The organism is Gilvimarinus japonicus (assembly GCF_042847215.1).
Taxonomy (GTDB): domain Bacteria; phylum Pseudomonadota; class Gammaproteobacteria; order Pseudomonadales; family Cellvibrionaceae; genus Gilvimarinus; species Gilvimarinus japonicus.
Genome location: NZ_AP031500.1, coordinates 3,480,141 through 3,503,748, shown reverse-complemented (window position 1 = coordinate 3,503,748; position 23,608 = coordinate 3,480,141). Strand labels below are relative to the sequence as shown.

Genomic DNA, 23,608 nt, shown 5'->3' with positions numbered 1-23,608 from the left:
GAGGCATTAACTATGGCCGAACGTTTGAGCAATAATTTTCAGTTTCTTGATGTAGGCCGTCAGGATCCGTCGAAAAAAGACATCCAGACTCGCAAGCATGAGTTTGTGGAAATTTATGAGCCATACAGTAAAGAAGAAGTGGCGGGTCAGTCCCATCGCTGTCTTGAGTGTGGCAACCCCTATTGTGAATGGAAGTGTCCGGTACACAACTTTATTCCTAACTGGTTAAAGTTAATCTCCGAGGGGAATATCTTTGAGGCGGCCGAGCTAAGTCACCAAACCAACACACTGCCCGAGGTGTGTGGTCGGGTCTGTCCACAGGATCGTTTGTGTGAAGGTGCCTGTACGCTGAATGACGGCTTTGGTGCCGTAACCATTGGCAATGCAGAAAAATATATTACCGATACCGCCTTTGCCATGGGCTGGCGCCCAGATATGTCCAAAGTAAAGTGGACCGATAAAAAAGTCGCGGTTATTGGTGCTGGCCCGGCGGGCTTAGGTTGTGCGGATGTGTTAGTGCGTAACGGCGTTAAGCCTGTTGTGTTTGATCGCTACCCAGAAATTGGCGGCCTTCTGACCTTTGGGATTCCCGAGTTTAAATTAGAAAAGTCTGTGATGACTCGGCGCCGAGAAATTTTTACTGAAATGGGTGTTGAGTTCCGTCTTAACACCAGTGTCGGCACTGACATTACCATGCAAGAGTTGATGAGTGAGTACGATGCCGTGTTTATGGGCATGGGTACTTACAATTACATGAAGGGCGGCTTCCCCGGTGAAGATTTACCTGGCGTGTACGATGCTCTTCCGTTTTTAGTGTCGAATGTGAATCGCAACCTTGGCTTTGAAAAAAGTGAAGACGACTTTGTTAGCGTGAGTGGCAAACGCGTCGTGGTGCTCGGTGGTGGTGATACCGCGATGGACTGCAATCGCACGTCGATCCGCCAAGGTGCCGAGTCAGTATCCTGTGCTTATCGTCGCGACGAAGAAAACATGCCGGGCTCTAAGCGCGAAGTGCAAAATGCTCGCGAAGAAGGCGTCGAGTTTTTGTTTAACCGTCAGCCCGTTGCCATTGTCGGTGAAGATAAAGTCGAAGGCGTTAAGGTCGTTACCACTCAGTTGGGTGAGCCCGACGAGAATGGTCGTCGTCGTCCCGAACCTATTGCGGGTAGTGAAGAGATCCTGCCGGCCGATGTTGTCTTGGTGGCGTTTGGGTTTCGCCCGAGTCCGCCCGAGTGGTTGGCCGAGCAAAAGGTTGACGTTAATAGCTGGGGCGGCGTTGTCGCGCCAGAGGAGCAAGAGTTTAAGTTTCAAACCACCAACCCTAAAGTGTTTGCCGGTGGTGATATGGTGCGAGGCTCTGACTTGGTGGTAACTGCCATTTGGGAGGGCCGCGAGGCCGCCGAAGGAATACTGGATTACCTCGAAGTTTAAATAAAAAAGCCGGTCTTTAGACCGGCTTTTTTATCGGGTAATGACTCTCGCAATCATACGCACCCGGAGGAGTGAAGTGAGGCCTCCATCTGGACTGCGCCGTACGATAACCCATAACAAGACGCCTCAGTGGACAGCCGATAAACCATGAGCCAACTTAAAAATGATCGCTTTTTGCGGGCGCTGTTGCGCGAGCCCGTTGATGTTACCCCCGTATGGATGATGCGCCAGGCGGGCCGTTATTTACCCGAGTATCGCGCTAGCCGCGAGCGGGCGGGAAACTTTATGGGGTTGTGTGGCAACCCAGAAATGGCCTGCGAAGTCACCATGCAGCCGCTAGCGCGTTACCCCCTTGACGCTGCTATTTTATTTTCGGACATACTGACTATTCCTGACGCTATGGGGTTGGGGCTTTATTTTGAAACGGGCGAAGGCCCTAAGTTTAAAAAGCCGGTACGTACCGAGGCGGATATCAATGCTCTGCGTATTATTGACCCGGCCAAAGATCTTCCCTATGTGATTGATGCCGTGTCGTTAATCCGGCGCGAGCTTAATGGTAGTGTGCCCTTAATTGGTTTTTCTGGCAGCCCCTGGACGTTGGCCACCTATATGATCGAAGGTGGCTCCAGCAAAGATTTTCGTCGAGCAAAGCAAATGCTTTACAACCAGCCGGAGTTGATGCACCAACTGCTCGATACTCTTGCGCAATCGGTCATCGTTTACCTTAATGCGCAAATTGAAGCGGGGGCACAGGCGGTGCAAATATTTGATACCTGGGGTGGGGCGTTGTCTCACAATGCCTACCGGGAGTTCTCCCTGAACTATCTGGATAAAATTGTTAAGGGGCTTATTCGCGAGCGCGAAGGACGTCGGGTGCCGGTGATATTGTTTACCAAAGGTGGCGGGCAGTGGCTGGAAACAATGGCCGATACCGGCGCCGATGCACTCGGTCTTGACTGGACGACGGACATCGGTATTGCTCGCGCACGAGTGGGGTCCAGGGTGGCACTACAGGGCAATATGGACCCAACCATCTTGTACGCTAAGCCCGACCGTATCCGCGCTGAAGTCGCTGCGATATTAGAATCTTTCGGGGCCGGCTCCGGGCATGTATTTAATTTGGGGCACGGCATTACCCCTGAGGTTGATCCCGAGCACGCGGGTGCCTTTATTCGCGCCGTTCACGATTTATCGGCGCAATACCACCCTTGATCGGCAGTATATGGCGCCATTTGAGAATATTGATTACACTGGTTGAGCCAATACCCCTTGAAATCGGGCTGTGTCGGTACTTTGGAATACGTCGGCTCGACCCGGCGGTCAATGGCTGAGCTCGATCAAGGGCTACGAGGGAGCGGCAGTGGGGATAAAGCAGGTTAAGTTAAGTGTTAACGAGCTAACCATCGGCATGTATGTGTCGGGGCTGGATCGGCCGTGGACGCAAACCCCGTTTCCGCTACAAGGCTTTTACATACGAGATATAGATGAGCTAAAAAAGCTTAAAAGCCTTTGCAATCATGTATACATCGATGTGGTAAAGGGTCGCTCGCCGGTAGCAACTAAACTGCGTTCTTATGACGGTGTGACAGGGGGAGGCAAAAGTGGCCCCACACGTCATGTCGATACTGCACCTGTGACGGTGCCGGTCAAGCCGATTAAGGTTCAGCGCAATCAGTATACAGAGGTAAAGCCTCTCGGGCGTGAAGTAAAAAAGGCCCGCGATTTACACCAAAAAGTGTATTCCGCCGTAGCTGACGTTCTCTCGCAGCTAGATTCAGAAAAGTTCTATGACATCCCCGTAGCCGAGACCCGTCGCTTGGCCAGTGATATGGTCGACAGTGTACTGCGCAACCCCGATGCCTTTACCTGGCTGTCTCGGGTGCAAGAGACGGATGAGTATACTTACAGCCACGCCTTGCGCTCGTCGGTTTGGGCGATATTATTTGGTCGTCATATCGGGTTGGCTAAACGTGAGCTGGATATTTTGGCGATGGGAGTTTTACTTAAAGATGTCGGTAAAACCAAACTGCCCCACGAGCTTATTATTAAACCTGACCGCAGCGAGGAAGAGCAAAAACAATACGAGCGCTTTGTCGAGTTGGGGGTCGAGCTACTAAAAAGCGCTGACGGCATGGAGCCGCGTGTGCTTAGCGTGGTGCGCACGCACTGTGAGCGTCTAAATGGCAGCGGTTTTCCACAGCACTTGATGGGCGATAAGATTCCACTGCTGGGTAAAATTGCCGGGATAGTCACGTTTTACGATACGGTAATTACCCCTCGTGGGGCGGTCGTACCGATCGCCCCCTCTAAAGCTGTGGCCAGGCTGTATGAGCTACGCAATATACAGTTTCAGGAAGATCTCGTGGTCGAGTTTATTCGGGCAATTGGCCTCTACCCAACGGGAACATTGGTCGAGCTCAATACCGGTGAGGTTGGGGTGGTGGTTGAGCAAAACTTTGAGCGCCGCTTAAAGCCCAAAGTCATGCTGGTAATCGATGCTTTGAAGCAGCCGCTAAAAACGCCGCGATTATTAGATTTGGCCGATGATGACCGCACCAAGCAGGCGTTAATTGATGCGGGAAAAGTGTCTTTGGCCGATGTGCAAAAAGTCGAAATCGCCCGTGACCTTGAGCCCGGTAGTTTTGATGTCGATATCATAGCCGTGCGCGATAACTATCTACTCTCTACCGAGAAAAAAGGTCTTATGGCCTTATTAGACCGTTTTACGCGCTAAGCTCCTACTCACAAATCTCGCCCATCATTTCGCCCATGCGGGTTGCCGTCTCTGCACTGAAGTGCTCGCTCCAGCGCACTTTATCTTTCGCAAATAAAACAATCGCGGTCGAACCAAGCTTAAAGCGGCCCATCTCGGCACCTTTTTCTAGCGTAATCGTTGTTGTGTCGTTGGCATTATAGTGAGTCGTTGTGACCCGGCGTTTAAAGGGCGCGACTTCGCCGGCCCACACAGTTTCGATTCCGGCGACAATCATTGCGCCGACCAATACCACCGCCATTGGGCCGGCCTCGGTATCAAAAATACAAACGGCGCGTTCGTTGCGGGCAAACAGGCGTGGTACTTCTCGTGCCGTGGCGGTGTTGACGGAGAATAAGTCGCCCGGAATAACTGTCATCTGGCGTAGCCGCCCAGTGAGAGGCATATGCACACGGTGATAGTCTTTAGGCGATAAATAAACGGTGGCAAAGTGGCCGTTGGCGAATTCGGCGGCCAGTTTTTCATCGCCGCCGAGTAACTCGCCGGTGCTGTATAGCTGCCCTTTGGCTTGAAAAATACGCCCCTCCTCAATGCGTCCCAGTTGACTAATTCCACCATCGGCGGGGCAGACCACGCTGTGCTCTGCATCATCAATCGGGCGGGCATCGGCTTTTAAGGCGCGGGTAAAAAAGTCGTTAAAACAAGCGTAGCTGGCGGGGTCTTCATTTAACGCCTGCGACATATCCACGTTGTAGCGCTTGATAAACCACTCAATAAAAGTGCTTTTAACGGTTTGGTTGCGACAGCTTGCCACCTTACCGGCCAACCGAGACAGGGCGTGTTGCGGTACAAGGTACTGTAGGCTGGTAAATAACTTATCATTCATGAGGGTTATCCTGTGGGCTCACATGCGGTTAAATCGCGCAGGGGTATGCTACCAGAGATTCGCCGCCTCGGCGTTCTCCCGCTGCGTTCTGGCTGCTAAACTGTTGCTCTTGCAGCTCGCGCTGCCTTCTGTGGTGAATAATGAGGTTTGTGTGCTCCAGTTTCAAATTATTCCGGTAACTCACTACCAGCAAAATTGCTCGTTAATTTGGTGTGATCAAACCAACCAAGCCGCTCTGATCGACCCCGGAGGCGAGCCTGAGCGCATTAAACAGGCCGTTGCACAGGCTGGCGTACGTATTACCAAGATCTTACTCACCCACGGCCATTTGGATCATGTGGGTGCGGCCACGGCTCTGGCGGAGTATTACCAAACCGCCATTATCGGCCCTCATATTGACGATACTTTTTGGCTTGAAATGCTGGATAAGCAAGCGCAGATGATGGGGTTTCATCGGCCTCGACAAAATGTGGTACCTGCTCAGTTTTTGGTCGAAGGCGATGTGATAGCTGTCGGACAGAGCTCGCTTCAGGTGCGCCACTGCCCCGGTCATACGCCTGGCCATGTGGTGCTGATAGACACTGAAGCACGTTTAGCCTTTGTGGGAGATGTGCTGTTTAACGGCGCGGTGGGGCGCTCTGACTTCCCCCGCGGCGACCATGCCACCCTGGTGCGCTCAATTACAGGCAAGTTGTGGCGGCTGGGTGATGATATTCGCTTTGTGCCTGGCCACGGGCCTATGTCGACTTTTGCTCACGAGCGCGCCCACAACCCTTTTGTGGCAGACAAGAATTTTGGCTGATCCGGCCACGCTGCCTTGGCCCGTTGCTTTTCAGTTAAGCGCGCGGCGCCGCTCAGTGAGTATTGAGGTGCGCGAGGGACAAGTGCGCGTGCTGGCTCCGAAAGGCGTTGCCCGTCGCGACTTGCTGGCCATGCTACAAGCAAAACGCCCGTGGGTAGATGCCAAGCTGCGCCAGCAGCAACAGCGTATGGCCGTGCGTCCGCGCTACCAGTATCAAACGGGGGAGCGCTTGCCGTACTTGGACACCGAGCTGACCTTGCACGTGATGCAGGGGACGCGGGGCGCTTGCATCCGCGAGGCCGACACGCTGCATGTGTATTGGTCGCCTCGCAGCCGTAAGACTGTGCCAGAGCAAACGGCCCAAGCGGTTGCTCAGTGGTATCGTGCCGAGGCCTTGCGGCTGCTTGAGGCTAAAACCCAGCGCCTGTGTGACTCCGTCGGACTTACTTGTCACGGTGTCAACGTCCGGGCGACTCGTTCAAAGTGGGGCCATTGCACCTTTGATGGCCGCATTCAGTACAACTGGCAAATAGTGCTGGCCCCTACGCCTGTGGTGGATTATCTTGTAGCCCACGAGGTCAGCCACCTGCGCCACCACAACCACAGCCGCGCGTTCTGGCAACACGTTCATGCTATATGCCCGGATTATCAGCGCTTGCGTGTCTGGTTGCGCGATGAGGGACACCGCTTGATATTACCGCCCTACGAGAGGTAAACCATGGAACCATTATCGGACGATTTTGAAGAAAACGTAGATCGCTTTATTGTCGAGGGCATCAATACCGGTTGTGTTTGGGGGCTCGAAGGGCCAGACGGCTGGGCCCTGTGCGACTCTGAAAAGCGAGACGATACTGATGTTATGCCCCTTTGGTCGTCCCGAGAGCTGGCTGAGGTGCACTGCGTTGAAGAGTGGCAAGATTATCAGCCTTTACCGATTGCGCTAGAAGAGTTGCTGGAGGATTGGCTGCCGGGTATGCACGAGGATGTTATTTTGATTGGCATCAACTGGAATGAACAGATGGAAGGCGATGAGTGGGAGCCATTGGACTTATTGGCCGAGTTTGAGCAGGAGCTTAGTTAAGGCTGGGGCCTCGGGCGTCTTACTAGCCCGCGGTTCCTGTTTCGGTCGGCTCGTCGACACCAAACAAGTAGTCGTGCAAAATATCCACTTGATTGTCTGTTACGTAGCGCTCTAGCTGGTCGAGGTCGGCAAATGCTGGCGTAATGGCACTGCTGGGGTCGCCGCTGTAATCGGCGCGAGTCATGACGACTACCTTGATCGGCGCTGCGGTTAGGGTGGGGGCATTAAAGAGCAATTGCAGCACTTTAAACTTAAAGTCTAGGCAAAAGCGCATTAGATTCGGGTAAATAGATTCTTGTCGGTTGTGAAATCGCAGTTCTCTGCTGCCTAATAACGCTTTGTTATGCGGGCTGTGATTGTGGGTGTTATGTTCTGGCATGGCATTTCTCGAACGTACGACGTAAGCGGATCACTAAAGAGTCGATTACATCACAGGCGTGCGTGCCGGTAGTGTGATCTGCATCACAAAATGCCTTGGGCGGTGTTTTTCTCTCCCGTGCGGACGCCTTTACGGTATTTTGAATCCCGCGCCGATTGAATCATAATGCCCCTTGGCCCGCGCAACCGTTGGGCTGCATTCAGGAGTAGCAGTATGTCCGTTATTATTCGCACATTTGGCGTTAGTCGTTTACTGGCTGTGGGCGTAAGCCTACTGCTGCTTGTCGGTTGTGCCAGTTTGCGGCCCGGCTTTACGCAGCCCCAGGTCAACGTCACCGGGTTGCGGTTATTACCGGCCGAGGCCGGTGAGCTGGCGCCGAGAATTGGTGTGCGTTTACGGGTCACTAACCCCAACCCTGACGATCTGGTGATTAGCGGGATGTCATATAGCATGGCGCTGCAAGGGTTTGATTTATTAAATGGCGTCAGTGCCAATGTCCCCGTGCTAAAAGCCTATAGCGATACGCCGATGGAGTTGGAGTTGTCGGCCAACATTTTAGAGCTGGTGCGCTTAGCTCGCTCGCTCAGCCGCACCAAGGCCGGCGAAACAATCGCTTATGAGTTTGCCGCTAAGCTTGACACCGGTCGCTACTCTCCCTCGATTCGTATTAAAGAGTCGGGAGACGTTAATTTTGAATCGATGTACGCGCAACCTTAATGTTTGACGCGCGATAAGTCAGGATAAAAAATGTCTGAACATACGCAATTTTCCGAGGCAGAAGAGTTTATCTCCCTCAAAGAGTACGCCGAGAAAGCCTATCTCGACTACTCAATGTACGTCATCCTCGACCGGGCGCTACCCCATGTGGGTGACGGTTTAAAACCCGTGCAACGGCGTATTATTTACGCCATGAGTGAGCTGGGGCTAAAGTCTACCGCTAAATACAAAAAATCTGCCCGGACTGTGGGCGATGTGATTGGTAAGTTTCACCCGCACGGTGACTCCGCCGCCTACGAGGCGATGGTGATTATGGCGCAACCGTTTTCCTATCGTTATCCATTAGTCGATGGCCAGGGTAACTGGGGTGCGCCGGATGATCCTAAATCGTTTGCCGCGATGCGTTACACCGAGTCCAAGTTAACACGTTACGCCGATGTGTTACTTGAAGAGCTCGGTCAGGGCACCGTCGATTGGCAGCCGAACTTTGATGGCACAATGGATGAGCCCGAGGTGTTTCCCGCGCGGGTACCCAATGTTCTGCTTAACGGCACCACGGGTATTGCGGTTGGTATGGCGACCGATATTCCACCGCATAACTTACGCGAGGTGGTTGCGGCCACTATCCACCTGTTGGATAACCCTAAAGCGGACGTTGCCGAACTGTGTGAGTTTGTGCAGGGCCCGGACATGCCCACCGAATCCGAGATCATAACCTCGCGGGATGACATTAAAACGATTTATCACACCGGGCGCGGCAGCCTGCGTATGCGCGCCATCTACGGGCGCGAAAAAGACAGCGGCGACGTGATTGTTACGGCGCTGCCGCATCAGGTGAGCGGCGCAAAAATTTTGGAGCAAATTGCCGCGCAAATGCAGGCTAAAAAATTGCCCATGGTGGCCGACTTGCGCGATGAGTCTGACCACGAGAACCCGACCCGCTTAGTGATTACTCCGCGTTCCAACCGGGTCGATTGCGAACAGCTGATGCAGCATTTGTTTGCCACTACCGATCTCGAAAAAACCTACCGCATCAATATGAACATGATCGGTATCGACGGTCGGCCACAGGTTAAAAACCTGCAAAAAATCCTCTCTGAATGGTTGAGCTTTCGTACCGTAACCGTGCGCCGGCGCTTACAGTATCGCTTGCAAAAAGTGGAGGAGCGTTTGCTACGCTTAGCGGCATTGATGATTGTATATCTCAATGTCGATGAGGTGATCCGTATCATTCGTGAAGAAGATCACCCCAAGCCGGTATTGATCGAGCGCTTTAACTTGGTTGAGATGCAAGCCGAGTACATCTTAGAAACCAAGCTGCGCCAATTGGCGCGCCTAGAAGAGATGAAAATTCTCGAAGAGCAAGAAAAGCTTGAAAAGGAGCGTGCCGAATTAGAAAAGATTTTAGGTTCTGCCACCCGTTTAAAAACCCTTATTCGCAAAGAACTAAAACAAGTGGCTGATGAGTTTGGCGATGATCGTCGCTCGCCGATAGTAGCGCGACAAGAAGCGCAAGCGTTTAGTGAGTCTGAGTTAGTAGGTGCCGAACCGATCACCGTAGTGGTCTCAGACAAAGGTTGGATTCGTGCCGCCAAAGGGCACGACATTGATCCTGAGGCGCTCAACTACAAAGCTGGCGATCATTTTAAATTGGTGGCGCTAGGGAAGTCGAACCAACAAGCTATTTTGCTCGACTCTACCGGGCGAAGCTACGCCATTGCGGCCCACACTTTGCCGTCTGCCAGAGGTCAGGGTGAACCATTAAGCGGTCGTTTAAACCCGCCTAATGGCGCCACCTTCGAAGGGTTGCTGATGGGCGCCGATGATCAGTCCATTTTATTGGCCAGCGATGGTGGCTATGGCTTTATTGCTTCGCTCGCTGATATGTACAGTAAAAACCGCGCCGGCAAAAATGCCCTAACGCTATCAAAAGGCGCCGAAGTGTTGACGCCGAAAGTTGTGCTTGACCCCGAAAATGATTGGGTGGCCGCGGTGAGTAACGAGGGGCGGTTGTTGTTGTTTCCAGTTGCAGAGCTGCCGCGTTTGGCGCGAGGTAAAGGTAATAAAATCATTAACATTCCGGCCGCTCGCGTGCAGGCGCGCGAAGAGTTTGCGCTCGGTATCGTGACTTTGTCGGCCGAGCAGTCGCTGACCGTGTTTTCGGGCAAGCGTCATCTCACGCTTAAGCCTAGCGACCTTGAGCATTATCGGGGTGAGCGTGGCCGCCGCGGTAATAAACTACCACGCGGTTTTCAAAAAGTTGATCGCTTAGCGGTTAGCGAAAAATAAGAAAATAAAGGGAGCCTACGGTGAGTGATAAACGAGAACATCTGCGAACCCCGATAACCTGCAGTATTAAAATTGTTCATGCAGAGCTAGGCGAGATGCTGGTTAAAACCCGTGATTTATCTGACGGTGGTGTTTTTGTGCTGCTCGACCCAGAGCAGGCGCCGCCCATCGGCTCTCGTGTAACAGGGCAAGTTCAAGGGCTTATGGAAGAGGCTCCCATCGTGGCAATGGAGGTTGTGCGTGCAGAGCCAGAAGGTATTGGCCTGCGCTTTGTTGAGACGCAATAGGGAGGCGTTTACGTGCGCAGTTGGTTCTTGGGGCTTTGGGTGTGTGTTGTGCTGTTTGCACCGTTAGTGCAGGCGCAAATCTACACGTGGACTGACAGTGACGGACGTATTCACTACTCTGATCAGCCCACGGATAAAAATGCCGTTTTGCAGTCGGTCGATATCGGCACCATGCCCGCGCCGACACTGGTTGCCAGTGAAAAGCCTGCGTTATTTAAGACATCTTTATACCCGCTAATCGTTTCTCAGTTTGAGTACAGCGAGGCGATCGTTAACAGCTCTAAGGTGGCAGCGCGGTTTTATTTTGGTGGCGACTGCGTGTCACCCACCACGATGCGCTTTGATGAAATACGCCTGCAGTTGCCGGGTGTTATCCGCGAGCCAGAGCAGCTGCAGGTGGATGTCTTTCGTGCGATACGTCGTCTGGGACATTCCAGTTTGTATCGCGCCGGCCACTATGGCGGCCCTGCTGTCGATGGCGCGACAGTACGTTATTTAAGCGGTGAGATTATCGCCCTTGATATCGCCGCGTGCCGTGACGATGGGGCCTCAAGCAGAGGCTCAGCCGAGTTAAACGAGACCATGATTCGCAACTTCAAGATTGCCAATACGTGGTTGAAAGTGCGTTGGCAGCTGCGGGATCAACCGGGCGGCATGCCGCTGCTATCGATAGTGACCGAGGGCTCGGCTGCCACCCAAATTAATACGGATGTACAGCTTTACTCTGCCGTGCGCGAGAGTTTTTCGGCGGCTACCGCCAATGTTTTAGACGATGATCGCTTGCGCCAAGCACTCACAAAAACGGACGCACCTTCCGCGTCGATTGACACACCCGCGCCATCGGCAGAGCCTTCGAATACCAACCCGTTTGAGGCGCAAATTTTACAGCGAGCAAACCTTGCAGGTGCGTTAACCGAGTTGGCCGTCGTTAAAATAATGGTGGCCGAATATTACCAGGTGCGCGGAGTGATGCCCTTGTCTATGGCCGCCGTGGGTGTCGGGCCAGATAAAGTTCAGCACAGTCGTTACTTATCAAGATTGCACATGCAAACCCCTGGCGTTATTCATGCTGAATTAAATACTGAAAAGTTTCCCGCGGGGCAGTTTGTCGAGCTAATCCCCGAGATCAGTCAAGGCTTTACACTTATCGAGTGGCGCTGTGAAACCAGCCTCCAGGTGAGTGCTTCGGCCTGCCAATCATTGGCGACCACACCGTAACGGCCTACATTAACAACGTAAAGAGGACACAATGTTGACGGAACATCTATTTGGGAAACGTCTGTACCTAATGTTGCTGATCATTATGGGTGGATGGGCCAGTTTACCAACCCATGCGGCGGTTATTTTGCAGTATCATCATATTAGCGATGAGACTCCCGACTCTACGTCAACCAGCGTGAAACGTTTTACGCGGCACCTCGAATATTTGGATGAGCATCAGTTTGATGTTGTTGCGTTGCCCGCGCTTATTTCTGGACTTAAACGGGGACAAGCGTTTGCGGATAAAACCGTTGCTATTACGTTTGATGATGGTTATCGCTCCGTCTATGACACGGCTTTTCCTTTACTGCGTGAGCACGGCTTTGCGTTTACGGTGTTTGTGAACAGCGCCCCCATCGATCAGGGCTCCGAGGAGTTTGTTACTTGGCCCGAGCTGCAGGAGATGAGCAAAGCTGGCGCTACCATTGCCAACCACACTATGTCCCACCCCTACATGGTGCGTTTATTGCCCGACGAAACCGATGCCCAGTGGCGCGAGCGTATAACGGCTGAGATAACCGGCGCGGAGCAAGCTATTGCATCTCACATCGATCAGTCGGTTAAGTTATTAGCCTACCCCTATGGCGAGTTTGATGAGTCGCTTAAGGCGTTACTGCAGGAGCTGGGTTTTGCCGGATTCGGACAACACTCTGGCCCTGTAGGTGTTGATTCAGATGTGTTGGCGCTGCCGCGTTTCCCGATGGGAGGAGACTTTGGCACGCAGGATAGCTTTATTACGAAAATAAACACTCGCGCATTACCTATTAAGCGGCGCCAACTGATGGATGATCAAGACAAGCCACTGCAAAGCGCTGTGGTGGTAGCCGGTAGCCGCCCACGCTTGCAGTTAACGCTTGATTCGCCAGCTTTGGCTGCACGGTTAACCTGTTACTTGGGTGGTAAAGAGTTGTCAGTCGCGCTCGAGGATGCCACGGTTACTGTGATGCCAGCACAAGCGTTAAAGCCTGGTCGTTCACGCTATAACTGTACCGCACGGGCAGATGATGGCCGTTACTATTGGTTTTCACAGCCCTGGCTGGTTACCGGAGAGCAAGGGCAATGGCAGCACGAGAGTTAGACGCGGTACTCACTTATTGGTTTACAACGCTTAAGCCTGCCGATTGGTTTCGCAAAAGCGCAAAGCTTGATGCTGATATTGCTAAGCGCTTTGGTTCATTGCATAAACGTTTAGTGAGTGAGGACATCGATACGGCGGCATTAACGCCGGCTGAGGTGCTGGCTATTATTATTGTGCTGGATCAGTTTTCTCGCAATATCTATCGCGACCAAGCCGAAGCGTTTGCGGCGGATGATAAAGCATTGTGCTTGGCGCAGCAGCTGGTGGCCGATGGGCGTGATCAGCAGTTGCCTGCTCAGCAGCGGGTGTTTTTATATATGCCTTATATGCACAGTGAAGATTTAGCTGTGCACGATACAGCGCTGACGCTTTTCACTGACTTAGGCTTTGCCAATAACCTTAAGTTTGAGCGTAAGCATCGCGACATTATAAAGCGTTTTGGTCGCTACCCGCATCGCAACCATGCGCTAGGGCGGGTCAGTACCGCGCAAGAGCTAGCGTTTTTGCGCCAGCCCGGGTCGTCTTTTTAGCCCTCTTTGCTGGCGGTATCGCCCAGTGCAGGTTCTTGATCCAGAACGCTGAGTTTGTTGTAGCGAATAAGCTCGGCGAGCTCATCCACATACACCTGACCACGACTTGAGTAGCCGGTCAATCCGGGTATTAATGCGGGCCCGGTAATGGGGGTGCCGGCGTTGCGCAGTGCTGCGCGACGTGCGCGAACATCGCTGTAAGTACGGTGGGTGTTTATGTTGTGGTAGTAGGCATTAACCGCTTGCTCGACGCCGCTAAATTTTTGCACCTCGTGAGTGGCACCCTTAGATCGACGCTTAGGAACAAGGCCGCAGCCTTTGGTGTAGCACCATTGGCCAAATAAATTCTGTGCCTGTCGGGCAAAGCGCGAGGTTCCCCAGCCGGACTCGGCCGCCGCCTGGGCGACTACCATTGAGGCGGGAATTATATCCACACGTGTTAATAATCGTTTGATTTGTTGTGTGTGCGTCAGGTCTTGATTGGAGCCTTTGTCGGCGCTCTTGCTCACTTTTATCTTGTAGCGCGAGGTTAAGCGCTGTAATTGCTGTTCTTGAACGTGGCTTAAGGTTTTTCCTGCAGCCAGCTCATCCAACATGCCGAGCAGTAGCTCGCGCACCTCTAGCAAAGCATTGTTTTTTTGCACGGTCATGGGCGCGATTAACTGAATAAACGTTTGTTTGCGGGTGGGAATATCGTCAATGCTGCGCATGTCGGGCAGTTTAGTCGAACCACTAATGCTGCCGAGCGTCGCGGGTGTGTAGGTTGTGTTGGCAAAAAATAGTGCCAGTGCCAGGGTGCCTAACGCGTAGGCGACTAACCCAGCGGCTATAAATTGAAACTTAGATTGTAGGCTCATTTACTCTCTCGTTATTGTTAGCGTGTTTTATATGTCTAACGATTCGCGCAATGCCTGCATGCGGCGCAAGTTTTCTTCATTGCTCAAGGGGGTTTCGGTATGCTCGGGCAAGGCCGGTGTATCGGGTGCAGTTAATGTCTCGCCGTTAATTACGCGCTCGCACAAACGTTTGTAATGCTGTGCAAAAACAGGGAACGCTGTGCGCTCTGTGCTGCTGCTTAAAAAATACCAATCGCTGGCGCGGCCGGCATAATAAACCGCGGGGTGGCTCCATTGAAACGTTGTTTTGGGCGAGGGCGCTTGGCAGGCTTCTACGTACGCGGAGTGCGGGTCTTTTAGGCCGTGTTTGCGCGGGTCACCTTGGCAGGCCACCATCATCTTATTAAGGGTCGGCAGATACTCGGAGGTTTCAATCACTTCCCGGGCGCCGCGACGAATGGTGTCTGGCTCAAAGCGCTGCAGAGACTCTAACCACAGTTTTTTGATTTGCCCCAGTACCGCGCCATCACTGTAGGCTTTGTAATATTGGTTGTGGTAATTAATACGAAACAGCGCAAACACCTCATTGAGTGCATCAATGTGAGCATCGCTGGGTGCTGTATGGCCCTCAGCTGGCCCAGCTGCGGTCGGTGAGGTCTTCGATGAGGCTTCGATCTCGCGTTGCGCTTGTTGCAGTAGTTTGTTGCTGTCCTGCATGGCTATGTACCTGTGTCGGCTGAGCATTGAGCGCGTGCTGGCGTGCCCAGTGGTGTTTAACGTGTTGTAAAAACTTGGTGTTCCACGAGGCGTTAAGCTGGTTGCTGTCGCGCCAAAATAAAACAAACTCTGGCACCTGCCTGCGGGCAAAAGCGACGTCAATGTTGGCCAGTTTTAGCACGTCGTAAACATCGCGGCTGGGCTGCCAATCGGGCGCGATCCGCTGGGGGGCGGTATCGTGCTCCAGCGCGCTGGTGTAGCGCGCCCACTGGCGCTTAACGTGTTGAATAAATTTACTGTTCCAGGTGCGCCCCACATCGCCGCGCTCGCGCCAGTAAAGCACAAACTCAGGTATCGCATCTTCCACAAAGGCCTGGCTGATACCGGCGTTGCGCACCAGCAATTGCATGGCATCGCGCGAGGGGCGCCAGGCCTCTTGCATGGCGGCGTCCTGGTCGCGTTTAAACAGGCCGGTTTCGTGTTCGCGCCACTGGCGCACCACATGCTTTAAAAACTTAGCGCCCCACGCGTGGTGCGCTTCACCGCGTTCGCGCCAATAAGTGACAAACTCAGGCAGCTGCTGGCGAATAAAATAGTCGGGAATGTTGTATTGCGCAATTTGCGCCATTAGCTCGCTATCGGGTTGCCACTGAGCACCAATGGTGTTGCTTTGGCGTACCGCAGGGGGTGGGGGCGGCGCTGGCTTTGGTGCCGGCGCGCTCGCTGACACGGGCTCGGCGATGACGCCTGCAGCAAAGCACACGCGGAGCTCACCGCTGGCGGTGAACGGCGGGCTTAAAATATCGATTAAACCCTTCTCTTGCAGGTTTTTGCTAATCCGCTGGACGTCTTCAGGGCTCCAAAAGCCCAGACGCTCGACGGCCCCAGCGGCACTTAAGCTAACGGCATTTGGTGCCTGCCCGGCGGTTACTAGCTCGCTCAGGGTGCTGAGCATCACCGCCTCTTCCAGGCCGATGGTGGCGGCCAGAGAGGGGGAGAGTAACAGCGGTTTTTCGGGCAGTAAGGTCGAGGTCATAAGGTGCACTTTAGCATTGTTCGGGGCGGTGATTGTAGGGGCTTTTGCGTGGTGAGCGCCCCTGCGATAGGGGCGCCACGGCTTTTACTTGGCCGCGCTAGCGGTTTTCGAGCCGGTTGTAGTCCAAAATCCCGGCCGATTGCGGCTGATATGTGCGGTAGATGGCGTGAACCCGATCGCTGATATCCCAAAAATTGGGGTCAGAGCGACCGATTCCGTAGCGGTTTTTCAGGCGCCGGTAGTCGTCTTCGCTCTGCAGCTGGCTAATGGCAGTGGCAAATTCGTCGAGCTTATTATGTTCGACCAGCCAGAAGTTGTTGGGGTAAGCGCCGATAATACCGGCGGTAACGGTTAAGCCGTCCTCGCCGGGTAGGCGATGCTCCTCTTCGCGCAGTAGCGATGTCAGGCTACTGTGAGCGCTGTTGCGTAGTAGGGTAAACAAACCGCCTTGCGGGGTTAAGATAATACTGGCCTCGGGCATAATATTAGCGGCTTGGCCGGTAATGCTTTGCAGCGTCGTGAGTGCGCTGGTTTGCTCTTGGGGCCACTGCAACTGTTGGTAGGGCGCGCTGTGTCGGTAGGCGGGCGCGACCCGTTTTGTCAAAAGTGTGAGCAGCTCAGATTTTGGGTCGTTACTGTCATATTTGACACCGTCTACCGGCGGTAGCCGATTGAGATAGTTGTCTAAAAAGCTGCTGATCTCTTCTTCCGCACCGCGATACCAGTGGTCAATCACCTCATCTTGGCTGTCTTTAGGCAAAAAGGCGACAAAATTCATTTCACCCTCAATACGCAAGAAGTCCATGTACAGGCGGCTTAATAGCTGGTGTGAGACATTGCCGTAGACATCAAATCCGGCCACCAACAAATAATGAATGCGCTCTAACAGCGAGTAGTTAATCAACCAGGCGGTTTTAGGCTGCTGGCCGATCAGGCCCTTTACGACGGAGGCGCTGTCGTTGTGACGAAAAATGGTCAGGGCGGCGTTGTCATTGTTGCCGTTGCCGTCCCACACACTGTCGAGTGTTACGGGGCCGGTGTTGTCAATAACGCTGCTGATGTGCTCGGCCCGACGGGCCAAATACTCGCGCTGTAAGTCGGCGTATTTTAGCCAGCGGCTCACTGGCCTAAAGGTGTTGCCCGCCTCGGCCGGCAGTTGTAAAAACTGTCCGTTGTTGGCTAAAAACTCGCCCTCGCGCTCGGTACGGCTGGCCTCGGGTGACACAAAAAAGACCCAAAAATGATCTTGGATAACATTCAGCGCTACTTGTCCGCGACACACGGGCCCTTTAATAAAGTTCATGATGGTAAATTGCGCTTCGTCCAGCAAAAATTGATAGCGCGATTGCACCGGGATTTGCTTAAAGCTTACAAACGGGTTGGCCGATATGTCCGGCTCATACCCCGGCAGTTGCGCAACTTGGTAATCGGCGTCCAAAAACCACTCGCGCCAGCGATCCATGCGCGCATCGTCGAGCCGATAGGGTAGGTAGGTTTTGGCTAAGCGGCTGGAAGGGTTGAGCCAAAACCGGTAGTACACCCGGTCCACCCCCGGATCGTCAAAGGGACGGCGCGTACTGATGCGCTCTAGCGGCTTACCCGGTGGGGTTGCTGAGCGGACCAGTCGAAACGAGTCTTGGCTGTTGTCAGCAAAGTGCACTGAGGCGATGAATAAATGCTCGTAAATATAACGCGCAAATAACCGTTGTTTAAAACTGTCGCCGTTTAATAGCGCCTCCCAGTGTTCAATGTCATCTAGTATGCTCGGCGAGACAGATTTTGCCGGGCCACCGTCGGCACCGTGGGCCAGCCAGTTCATTAAGCGTTTATGCTCGTTTTGGGGCAGCCCGGGCAAGCCAAAGGGCATGCCCCACAGCGGGTAGTCGGCGGCAAAACTGTCAAAGGTTTCGATTTTGGGGCACTGCTGGCTGCGCCCGGTCGAGAAGTCAAACGTATCGGGCAACACTTGGCTGCTAGGCAGCGGGTGAGCACTTTTGAGCGTGAGCATACGGGCCATTACGCCAGCACTAAGGTTTGCTTTAGGGGTGTTGCGGCGCTCGTTGATGACAGGAAAAAAGTCTTTGTCGCGCCAGGCGCTGGTGGTGTCGGCGTCTTGAAATAGGCGGGTTAGATTGGCCCCAAGCAGACGGGTGCCATCGTAGACTTTTTCTTGGTTTGCGCCGCGCAGCAGGCCCTCGTACGAGTCCAGCTTTAATTGGCAGGGGGCGTCGTAGCAGCCATGGCATACGGTACAGCGCTTTTCTAATAGTGGCCGGATGTTGCGTTGGTACTCATCCGCATCCGAGCCGGCGCTAACCTCACGCGGCTGCGGTTTACCAAAGCGTTGGTTGAGCTCGGAGGCCCCCATAACAGCGCAGCCAACCACAAGTAGGGCGGTAAGGATAAGAAAACGGCGAGAGGGCATAAGGGTGATCCGAGCAGCAGTACCAATATTGAGGCGATAACCGCCATAGCATAACACAGCGACTTTGTTTTAAAGTGTCGCAATGTTCATTCACGGCACTGTTCACGCCGGTAATACCACACAAGGCAAATAGGTAAATCATGGCAAATCCTCCTGGCAATAAGCTCGAAGACCCCAAAGCGCACCTGACGGTACGCAATGCCACCTTGGCCGATGTCGATGCGATCGTGGAGCTATCTGATCGGGTCTACACCCCCGAGGGGATGGACGCCTATGCCCGCTCGCCGATTGTCGGGCAGATTAATAACTTTCCGCAGGGTCAAATCGTGGTGATGGTAGGCGATGTGCTGGTGGGCTATAGCGCCACGTTTCGTATTGCCGGCAAAATCGCGCTAAAGCCCCATACCTGGGTCGAGATTACCGGTAACGGCTACGCTTCGCGGCACGATATTAACGGTGATTGGTTGTACGGCATGGAAGTGTGCATCGACAACGATTATCGCGGCTATCGCATTGGTCAGCGGTTGTACAACGAGCGCAAAAAACTGTGTCAATCGCTGGGTTTAAAAGGCGTTGTCTTTGCCGGTCGTATGCCTAACTTGGCGCGTCGCCTTAAAAAGTTTAAAACGGTCGAGAACTACATTGATCAGGTGGTACATAAAAAAGCCAAAGACCCCGTGTTGTCGTTTCAGTTGCGCAATGGCTTTGAAATAATCGGCATTATCCCCAACTACCTCGATGAAGATAAGCAGTCGTTGGGCTACGCCGCGCACATGAAATGGGAAAACCCTAAGGTGCCGGGTATCGACGATATGCCCACCAAACAGTTCGGCGTGCGCATGCCAGAGGTGGTGCGAGTGGCAACCGTGCAGTATATGCAGCGGCGCGTTAGCTCGTTTAACGAGTTTATTAAATACATCGAATATTTTGTTGACGTGGTGGCCGACTACAAAAGTGATTTTGTAGTGTTCCCCGAGCTGGTCACACTGCAGCTGCTGTCGATTGAAGATCAGGAACTGTCGCCTCACGAATCCATTGAGGCGCTCACCAAGTACACGCCGCGTTTAAAAGAAGCATTTCGCGATATGGCGTTGCACTATAACGTAAATATTATTGCCGGGTCGCACCCAACGCGAGTGGAAAATGGCCGTATTGAGAATATCGCCTACGTATTCTTGCGCGATGGCCGCACCTTTGAGCAGCCTAAAATTCACCCCACACCCAATGAGGTATATTGGTGGGACATTGAGGGCGGTAGCACTTTGCAGGCCATTGATACCGACTGCGGACCAATTGGCGTACTGATTTGTTACGACTCGGAGTTCCCCGAGCTGGCCCGACACTTGGCGGATCAGGGTATCCAGTTTTTATTTGTGCCTTTTTGTACCGACGAGCGACAAAGTTATTTACGGGTGCGCTACTCGTGCCAGGCACGCGCTGTAGAGAATCAGTTTTATGTGGTAATGTCCGGTAACGTGGGCAACTTGCCTAACGTGGCGAACATGGATATACAATATGCCCAAAGTTGTATCCTAACGCCCTGCGACTTTGCTTTTGCCCGAGATGGTATTGCCGCTGATACCACGCCCAACGTCGAGACAGTGGCGTTTGCCGATTTGCGGCCCGAGTCACTATTGATGGCGCGCAACAGCGGTACGGTACAAAACTTAAAAGACCGTCGGCACGACTTGTATCGAATGGTGTGGAAGGGCGATCGTATTAAGCCGATTAAATCGGGCGAATAATTGCCCGCAAAATAGTATGACGAGCGGCGCCCAGTGCGCGGTGCCGCCGATAATGAAAACTCAGTTGAGCATGATAGGTGATTCACTCTTAAAGGAAATCACCAGATGAATAAAATAATAGTTTTACTGGCGCTGTGTGCGTTGTCGGGCGCGTTACGCGCCGAGCCGGTTTCGCACGCGCAGCCGCAATCGCAAACTCCGGCGTCAATGTCAACGTCAACGCCGCACCGCGCTCAGATGGCGCATGCCGGGCACCATCATGGCACCGCCGATGACACCTCAAAAAAAAGTACGACACACAAGGTCGTTATTGGATATGTGTTTAGCCCCGAACAACCACTAAACCCCGATACTATCGTTGCCGAAAAACTTAGCCACATTAATTATGCTTTTTCTAATATTAAAGATGGCAAAATCGTTAATGGCTTTGCTTTTGACGATCAAAACTATCGCGCCCTACAGTCGCTTAAAAAGCGTAACCCCGATTTGAAAATACTATCGTCGGTAGGCGGTTGGACTTGGTCGGGGGACTTTTCCGATGTCGCATTAACCGAGGCGTCGCGCCAAAAGTTTATCGATAGCGCTGTCGCTTTTGTTAAACGTCACCAGCTTGACGGTATTGATATTGATTGGGAGTATCCTGGCCTTGCTGGGGCTGGCAATACGCACCGCCCAGAAGATGGCACTAATTTTACGTTGCTGCTTAAAGATTTGCGCGCTGCGTTTGATTCGCTAGAGACCGAGCTGGAAAGGTCATTGTTACTCACCATCGCCACCGGTGGGTTTCCCGATTACTTGGCAAAAAGTGATATCGGCAATTGGCAAAAGTATCTCGATTACATCAATATTATGGCCTACGATTTTAACTTTCCGGCGGATGGTCAAAGAACCGGGCATCATGCAGCGCTTTATGCACACCCCGATGACGACAGCGGGCAATCAGCTGACGATGCGGTACGCAATCACATTGCCGCTGGGGTGCCTGCGAACAAACTGGTGATGGGGGTGGCGTTTTACGGTCGTCACTGGACTGAGGTTGATGCCAACGCTAACGGTTATAAACAACTCGCCAAGGCTGGTGAAAACCCTTATGGCAGTTCGCGGTTTAATAACCTGGCCCCCAACCTGGTTAACAAAAATGGTTTTGTTCGCTACTGGGATGACGTGGCTAAGGCGCCGTGGCTATGGAGCGAAGCGGACCGTATTTTTATCAGCTACGAAGACCCGCAATCCTTGGCGGCCAAAACCCATTACATTCACGATAAGGGGCTTGCAGGTGTTATGTTTTGGCAATATACCTCGGACTATCAAACTCAACTGCTGGACGCCATTCAATCAGGTTTTCACGGTTGCCACTAATTATTCACTGACGCTTGCGGGTGACTAAACAAGTCACCCGCTTTACGAATCTTTTACCCGGCGCGCGCGAGGGCGCGTTATGCTGAGCGCCCCTCGAACGTTGTAGGCCGGAGCTTTTTATGTCTCTTAGTGATATCGCTTATTCTGTATTGGATTTAGCCCACGCGCGCATTGATGCCAGTTATGGTGACGCTTATGCTGGCATGGTTGCCAGCGCGCGTCACGCCGATGCGCTGGGTTACCAGCGCTACTGGATGGCTGAGCACCACAGTATGGACGGTATTGGTAGCTCCGCGACTAGTGTCCTGATCGGCCATATTGCTGGCGCCACCGAGCGGATTCGCGTCGGAGCGGGCGGTATTATGTTGCCTAACCACGCCCCCATTATGGTTGCCGAGCATTTTGGGACACTGCACGAGCTGTACCCCGGCCGTATCGATTTAGGGGTGGGCCGTGCCCCGGGTAGTGATGGCGCGACGATGCGCGCTCTGCGCCGCGATATGAAAAGCGGCGTGGATGACTTTCCTGAACAGTTGGCCGAGCTGCAGTACTTTTTAGGCGACGCTTGCAGTGGTCAGAATGTGATGGCGGTACCGGGACAGGGGAGTCATGTGCCGGTTTGGTTGTTGGGCTCCAGCTTGTACAGCGCGCAGTTGGCGGCTCAGCGCGGCCTGCCATTTGCCTTTGCCTCGCACTTTGCGCCGCGTTTAATGCTGGAGGCACTGCACGTGTATCGCGCGGGCTTTCAGCCCTCTGAGGTGTTGGATAAACCCTATGCCGCGATTGGTGTGCCGGTGGCTGCCGCGCAAACCGATGAACAGGCGGAGCACTTATTTACCACGGCGCAGCAGAGTATTTTGGCTCTGCTGCGCGGAGAGCACCTGCGGTTGCGGCCGCCAGTAAAATCGATGGAGGGTTTGTGGAACCCGGTCGAGGCGCAGCATATACGGGATTTTCATCAAATAGCTGTGGTGGGTAGCCCCAGTACCGTGAAGCGTAAATTAACACAGTTAGCTAAAGATACTGGTGCTGACGAGTTTATTTTTGCTGGCAGCTTTTTTGAGCCGCAAGACCGGTTGACCTCATTGCAAATTGTCGCCGAGCAAATGCGCGGCTCAGTCTGACTCCGGTGATTTGGCTTGAATGCTTTTGTCGATAGTGTCGGCTTTTGCCTCGGGCTCGTGTCCAAAGCTAATGGCGCTGGAACGCACATGCAAATCTCTTTGCGGAAATGGAATTTCTACACCCGCCTCGCGTAGCGCATCATCGATAGCCCAGACATAATCAGACGTTACCTGGGTGGGCCTTTTTACCGCTACGGGGTCGACCCAGACACCCAAGGTAAAATCTAAGCTGCTGTCGCCAAAGCCGCTCATCCAAACCACAGGTTTGTGTTTCTCATCACTTAACGTATAGGGCACGGTGGCGGCGGCTTTTAGTACTGCATCGCGCACTAAGGTTTTGTTCGAGCCGTAAGCCACACCAAACGGAATACGAAAGCGGCGAATGTTCTCTTCCAGCGTCCAGTTAATTAAATGACCGCTGATAAACTCAGAGCTGGGAATCAAAATGTCGACGTTATCGGCGGTGCGAATTAACGTCGAGCGCAATTTTATTTCTTGCACCTCGCCCATCAAGCCCGATTCCAGTTCGATAAAGTCGCCCACTTTAATGGACTTTTCCAGCAGGATGATAATGCCCGAAACAAAGTTATTAACAATCGACTGCAACCCGAGGCCGATACCGATACCCAGCGCGCTGCCGATGATGACTAGTTTGTCGAGTTGAAACCCGAGCACCGACAGCGAGCCTATGGCGCCTAAGACAATTAAAAAATAATAGACAATACGGTTAACGGTATAAAGCTGATGCGCTACCGTCGAGTGACGATGAAGCGCAACGCGAGTGATCGTGCGGCTGACTAGCGAGGCAATGACGAAAGTCGCAATCAGCACCACAATACTGGCCAGTAAGGCGCCCGTCGTAAGGGTGTATTCACCGACTTTTAATAAGGTGATGTCGAGCCAGTCTGACACA

Annotated in this window: 22 protein-coding genes; 15 read left to right on the top strand and 7 right to left on the bottom strand. The window is 53.1% G+C overall.

Going from position 1 to position 23,608, the window contains the following annotated elements:
* The first annotated feature begins 12 nt into the window (after positions 1-12).
* From ACGHAD_RS14840 to ACGHAD_RS14830, 3 genes are all read left to right on the top strand, one after another.
* Positions 13-1,431 (top strand): FAD-dependent oxidoreductase, encoded by a 1,419-nt coding sequence (locus tag ACGHAD_RS14840; RefSeq protein ID WP_339615674.1) that lies wholly within the window; start codon positions 13-15, stop codon positions 1,429-1,431.
* A gap of 147 nt (positions 1,432-1,578) precedes the next feature.
* Positions 1,579-2,643, top strand: a complete 1,065-nt coding sequence (gene hemE / locus ACGHAD_RS14835; protein WP_382417774.1) for a uroporphyrinogen decarboxylase — start codon at positions 1,579-1,581, stop codon at positions 2,641-2,643.
* A 148-nt stretch (positions 2,644-2,791) separates the two neighbouring features.
* A complete protein-coding gene (locus tag ACGHAD_RS14830; protein ID WP_382417776.1) occupies positions 2,792-4,165 on the top strand; it encodes an HD-GYP domain-containing protein in 1,374 nt (457 codons plus the stop codon).
* 4 nt (positions 4,166-4,169) lie between these two features.
* Here the strand turns inward: ACGHAD_RS14830 and asd are convergent, their stop codons facing one another.
* A complete protein-coding gene (gene asd, locus ACGHAD_RS14825) occupies positions 4,170-5,030 on the bottom strand; it encodes an archaetidylserine decarboxylase (protein WP_382417778.1) in 861 nt (286 codons plus the stop codon).
* A gap of 151 nt (positions 5,031-5,181) precedes the next feature.
* On the opposite strand from asd, the gene ACGHAD_RS14820 reads away from it, so the two are divergent.
* Genes ACGHAD_RS14820 through ACGHAD_RS14810 form a run of 3 tightly spaced genes read left to right on the top strand, consistent with a single transcriptional unit; the run spans position 5,182 to position 6,913 of the window.
* Positions 5,182-5,832 carry an MBL fold metallo-hydrolase gene (locus ACGHAD_RS14820; RefSeq protein ID WP_382417780.1) on the top strand — a complete coding sequence of 217 codons (651 nt, stop codon included), beginning with the start codon at positions 5,182-5,184 and terminating at the stop codon, positions 5,830-5,832.
* Positions 5,825-6,547 (top strand): SprT family zinc-dependent metalloprotease, encoded by a 723-nt coding sequence (locus ACGHAD_RS14815; protein ID WP_339615679.1) that lies wholly within the window; start codon positions 5,825-5,827, stop codon positions 6,545-6,547. Before ACGHAD_RS14820 ends, ACGHAD_RS14815 begins: the two co-directional genes overlap by 8 nt.
* Before the next feature lie 3 nt (positions 6,548-6,550).
* Positions 6,551-6,913, top strand: coding sequence for a DUF2750 domain-containing protein (locus ACGHAD_RS14810; RefSeq protein ID WP_339615680.1), 363 nt, complete (start codon positions 6,551-6,553; stop codon positions 6,911-6,913).
* A gap of 22 nt (positions 6,914-6,935) precedes the next feature.
* On the opposite strand, the gene ACGHAD_RS14805 is transcribed toward ACGHAD_RS14810, so the two are convergent.
* Positions 6,936-7,292: a hypothetical protein gene (locus ACGHAD_RS14805; protein WP_382417782.1), complete on the bottom strand. Its 357-nt coding sequence runs from the start codon at positions 7,290-7,292 to the stop codon at positions 6,936-6,938.
* A 213-nt stretch (positions 7,293-7,505) separates the two neighbouring features.
* On the opposite strand from ACGHAD_RS14805, the gene ACGHAD_RS14800 reads away from it, so the two are divergent.
* The 6 genes from ACGHAD_RS14800 to ACGHAD_RS14775 are packed head-to-tail and all read left to right on the top strand — an operon-like array spanning position 7,506 to position 13,453.
* Positions 7,506-8,009 (top strand): LEA type 2 family protein, encoded by a 504-nt coding sequence (locus tag ACGHAD_RS14800; RefSeq protein WP_339615682.1) that lies wholly within the window; start codon positions 7,506-7,508, stop codon positions 8,007-8,009.
* A gap of 30 nt (positions 8,010-8,039) precedes the next feature.
* Positions 8,040-10,298 (top strand): DNA topoisomerase IV subunit A, encoded by a 2,259-nt coding sequence (gene parC / locus ACGHAD_RS14795; RefSeq protein ID WP_339615683.1) that lies wholly within the window; start codon positions 8,040-8,042, stop codon positions 10,296-10,298.
* 20 nt (positions 10,299-10,318) lie between these two features.
* Positions 10,319-10,585 (top strand): PilZ domain-containing protein, encoded by a 267-nt coding sequence (locus ACGHAD_RS14790; RefSeq protein WP_339615684.1) that lies wholly within the window; start codon positions 10,319-10,321, stop codon positions 10,583-10,585.
* 12 nt (positions 10,586-10,597) lie between these two features.
* On the top strand, positions 10,598-11,803 hold the full coding sequence (locus tag ACGHAD_RS14785; protein WP_339615685.1) for a DUF4124 domain-containing protein: 1,206 nt from the start codon (positions 10,598-10,600) through the stop codon (positions 11,801-11,803).
* Positions 11,804-11,834: 31 nt separating this feature from the next.
* Positions 11,835-12,923, top strand: a complete 1,089-nt coding sequence (locus ACGHAD_RS14780) for a polysaccharide deacetylase family protein (RefSeq protein ID WP_339615686.1) — start codon at positions 11,835-11,837, stop codon at positions 12,921-12,923.
* Positions 12,905-13,453 (top strand): DUF924 family protein, encoded by a 549-nt coding sequence (locus ACGHAD_RS14775; protein ID WP_339615687.1) that lies wholly within the window; start codon positions 12,905-12,907, stop codon positions 13,451-13,453. The genes ACGHAD_RS14780 and ACGHAD_RS14775 overlap by 19 nt, the downstream gene beginning before the upstream one ends.
* Here the strand turns inward: ACGHAD_RS14775 and ACGHAD_RS14770 are convergent.
* From ACGHAD_RS14770 to ACGHAD_RS14755, 4 genes are all read right to left on the bottom strand, one after another.
* Positions 13,450-14,310 carry a glucosaminidase domain-containing protein gene (locus tag ACGHAD_RS14770; protein WP_339615688.1) on the bottom strand — a complete coding sequence of 287 codons (861 nt, stop codon included), beginning with the start codon at positions 14,308-14,310 and terminating at the stop codon, positions 13,450-13,452. The two genes, ACGHAD_RS14775 and ACGHAD_RS14770, sit on opposite strands and share 4 nt — an antisense overlap.
* Positions 14,311-14,337: 27 nt before the next feature.
* Complete coding sequence (locus ACGHAD_RS14765) at positions 14,338-15,006, bottom strand: replication protein P (RefSeq protein WP_339615689.1); 669 nt, start codon at positions 15,004-15,006, stop codon at positions 14,338-14,340.
* Positions 14,918-16,042 (bottom strand): DnaT-like ssDNA-binding domain-containing protein, encoded by a 1,125-nt coding sequence (locus ACGHAD_RS14760; RefSeq protein WP_382417787.1) that lies wholly within the window; start codon positions 16,040-16,042, stop codon positions 14,918-14,920. Before ACGHAD_RS14760 ends, ACGHAD_RS14765 begins: the two co-directional genes overlap by 89 nt.
* 97 nt (positions 16,043-16,139) lie before the next feature.
* Positions 16,140-18,467, bottom strand: coding sequence for a fatty acid cis/trans isomerase (locus ACGHAD_RS14755; RefSeq protein WP_382417789.1), 2,328 nt, complete (start codon positions 18,465-18,467; stop codon positions 16,140-16,142).
* A gap of 140 nt (positions 18,468-18,607) precedes the next feature.
* Here ACGHAD_RS14755 and ACGHAD_RS14750 point away from each other — a divergent pair, with 140 nt between their 5' ends.
* From ACGHAD_RS14750 to ACGHAD_RS14740, 3 genes are all read left to right on the top strand, one after another.
* Positions 18,608-20,212 (top strand): nitrilase-related carbon-nitrogen hydrolase, encoded by a 1,605-nt coding sequence (locus ACGHAD_RS14750; protein WP_339615692.1) that lies wholly within the window; start codon positions 18,608-18,610, stop codon positions 20,210-20,212.
* Between the two features lie 105 nt (positions 20,213-20,317).
* Positions 20,318-21,571 carry a glycoside hydrolase family 18 protein gene (locus ACGHAD_RS14745; RefSeq protein WP_382417791.1) on the top strand — a complete coding sequence of 418 codons (1,254 nt, stop codon included), beginning with the start codon at positions 20,318-20,320 and terminating at the stop codon, positions 21,569-21,571.
* 119 nt (positions 21,572-21,690) lie between these two features.
* Entirely contained in the window at positions 21,691-22,695 is a 1,005-nt protein-coding gene (locus ACGHAD_RS14740; RefSeq protein ID WP_382417793.1) for an LLM class flavin-dependent oxidoreductase, read from the top strand.
* Here ACGHAD_RS14740 and ACGHAD_RS14735 read toward each other — a convergent pair.
* A complete protein-coding gene (locus tag ACGHAD_RS14735; RefSeq protein ID WP_382417795.1) occupies positions 22,687-23,607 on the bottom strand; it encodes a mechanosensitive ion channel family protein in 921 nt (306 codons plus the stop codon). The genes ACGHAD_RS14740 and ACGHAD_RS14735 overlap by 9 nt on opposite strands.
* Position 23,608 lies beyond the last annotated feature (1 nt).